1 protein-coding gene and 1 pseudogene are annotated in these 2,610 nt (G+C 55.4%); one reads left to right on the top strand and one right to left on the bottom strand.

All coding sequences use genetic code 11. The features are described 5' to 3' along the window. Positions 1-103 precede the first annotated feature (103 nt). Positions 104-489 (bottom strand): annotated as a pseudogene (locus tag NKI08_RS34270) (IS5 family transposase); the annotation flags it as partial. Between the two features lie 1,072 nt (positions 490-1,561). On the opposite strand from NKI08_RS34270, the gene NKI08_RS34265 reads away from it, so the two are divergent. Beyond that, positions 1,562-2,311, top strand: a complete 750-nt coding sequence (locus NKI08_RS34265) for a class I SAM-dependent methyltransferase (RefSeq protein WP_352775896.1) — start codon at positions 1,562-1,564, stop codon at positions 2,309-2,311. The last annotated feature ends 299 nt before the right edge of the window (positions 2,312-2,610 follow it).

Here is a 2,610-nt window from a genome sequence, read left to right as displayed (position 1 = left end):
CAGTGACGTCAAATGTAATACCGGTGCGCATGCCCGATCGTCGCACATGCAAAAACCGATGGGAATCCAACATCGGACTCTTTTGTCTCGATCAATCCACTAGCGCGTCGACAAGAGCATGGATTTGGTTGTAAGCCCGCCTCGGGAGCGACCCAGACAATGATCTCGATCCCCCTTTTTGCCGTGGCACCCTGCTGGTGGACGCGAACGATTGAGGTATCGATCATCTGGACTTTGCCGTCATGGACATTGGCAATCGCATCCATCAGGCGATCCCACACCTGCTTCCGCCATCGGACAAAGCGGTTGTAGCAGGTGGTGCGCGGTCCATACCGCTCAGGCAGGTCGCGCCATGGCGCACCTGATCGAAGCACCCAGAAGATGCCGTTGAGCACCCGCCGGTCATCGACGCGCGGCACCCTCGCGGCTTGTTGGGCAACAGCGGCTCGATCACGCGCCACTCGAAACGGTGAGGTCATATCGGCTCATGTTGAGCTTGAATTCAGAAACCGGCGCGATATGAAAGCCGCCAACTCGGAAAACGACCTCACTGTGGCACACCCATGGCTCCGTCACTTGGCAAGAAGGTATCCGTAGCGCCTCCACGGCACGCGTGAAACATTCCGATGAATACTCCGCCGCGGGCCGAGAGTCCCGCTCGGCCCCAAAGCGCTTTGCTGGACTTTCTGTCCGGTGGAGTTGTGCGGAGAGCGGAGGGAAGTGTGCTGTTCATGTACCCGAGGATGTGGGCTCGAACTGCGTTGATCCCGCATTGAGCGCCACGCGCGTTGAGAGCGCGAGATTGCATCTCGTTTAGCCGCTGTTCTGCACCAGCCAATAGAAAGGCCCACTCACTCTTGGAGATGCCGTTCGATGCCAGAAGCTGTTGCAGCTTGCTGCGTTCGGATGCCTGGCTGACGGTCTGGCAAGCGCTCGCGGCATCAGCGTAAGGCTCGCTGGATGCGAGAAGGGCAAGTGCGAAGCCGAGGCTCAGGGAATTTGCAAAGAGACGGCATCGGGTAAGCCTAGTGGCTCTCAACAATGTCCACAATCCCACCCCTCGAGGTAATTCCACATTTATGAGTTCACGACCTAGTTGGAAGCCCGACACAACTGTGACAGGCAGAAACGGACGTGAAAAGCCGACCTGTTGATCGACAACGTTTTTTTGAGTTGGCACACCTCTTGCGTTTCCAACTGCGACTTTCTCTCAGCAACAGAGCCGCACGAATGTTATCAACAGCTTCTCTTGAGAGGTATCCTCGACCAGTTGCTCGGACGGAACAGACCTATGCAGGAGACGGCGCGCTGGAGTCTTTTGGTTTTGAGCAGCCAGAGTGCGCGGTCACGGAATATGCGCGCTCAGCTCTGCTGCGCCCGTTTTTTGCTCGTGGTGAGGCTCAGGTGCAGGTCAGCTGCGATGGACATCTTGCAAGCACAGGTTTCGCTGGCCGGTTGACGACTAGACGTACTCGGTAACGGACAACGCAAATCAGCTTCCGATTAGTACGGTATGAAGGCAGTTCAGAAATTTGCTAATACAGTGACAGGAGAATCGACCATGTCTGATGAGTTAACTTATGGTGAAGTCTACGCTCCGATCTATGAAGAATACACGACCCTGCAAGGTAAAGTAGCTGAGGTAGACGAAACGGTCGCGTTTCTTGAGCGATATTGCAGCGGGGGCAGTGCTCTCGAACTGGGTATAGGTGACGGGCGCGTGGCATTACCGTTGAGTGAGCGCGGCGTCAACGTAGAAGGTATCGACAATTCGTGCAGCATGTTGAAACTCCTCGCTAAGCGGACCGATCTCGTCAAGGCTCGGCAGGGAGACATTGCCCATTTCGTATCAGAGCAACGTTACAATATGGTGTATTGCGTTTATTACACGTTCACGCTGCTTGTCACCCGCGAAGAGCAAATAGCTTGCCTCCGATCTGCCGCGGAGGCGCTAGATGATAAAGGAGTTGTGGTGATAGAATTGGATGTACCAAGCTTGAGTCCTCTCGTCGCCGGCCAGCAAACCGCAACGGCGCGGCTAGTGGATCAAGAGAATACGATCCTCAGGGTGGCTGTCCACGATTCAATAAACCAGAACTTGGTTTCAACCCTCCTTTGGTTTTCAGGTACGTCGGTCAGACGTTTACCGCAACGCGTTCGTTACGTTTACCCCCAAGAACTCGATACCATGGCCGAATGCGTGGGGCTAGAGCTGGCGGAGCGATGGGGAGATTGGGCGAGAGGTGCGTTCACCGATCGATCCGAACGTCATATCTCCGTCTACCGCCTAAGAGGTGCTGCTCAACCGTAGCTTCAAGAGCAACCAAAAAGCCAGGGCATCGCATTCCAATTGGCGGCCGAGGAAGGAGCATGATGTAGTCGTCCGTGAACAATGAGGACGGATCAGGCTGCGACAGGTTTTGCCATGTAATTGAGCGTCGCGATGAGCAGCCACAAAAGCTGCCTGAACCAGTTGAGCAGCAGCGAGAAGTTGTATCCGGCGGCGGCTAGTGGATTGATTCCAACGCTTGGTGCCCGCGTTTGACTGCTGCAATGATCTCATCGGGGTCTGCTTTGCAGACGAATGGCCGCGGCTCGTGATTGTGCTCG

The organism is Mesorhizobium sp. M0768 (assembly GCF_040320195.1).
GTDB lineage: Bacteria > Pseudomonadota > Alphaproteobacteria > Rhizobiales > Rhizobiaceae > Mesorhizobium.
The sequence above is the reverse complement of the archived record's forward strand: the minus strand, read 5'-3'. Positions and strand labels throughout refer to the sequence as shown.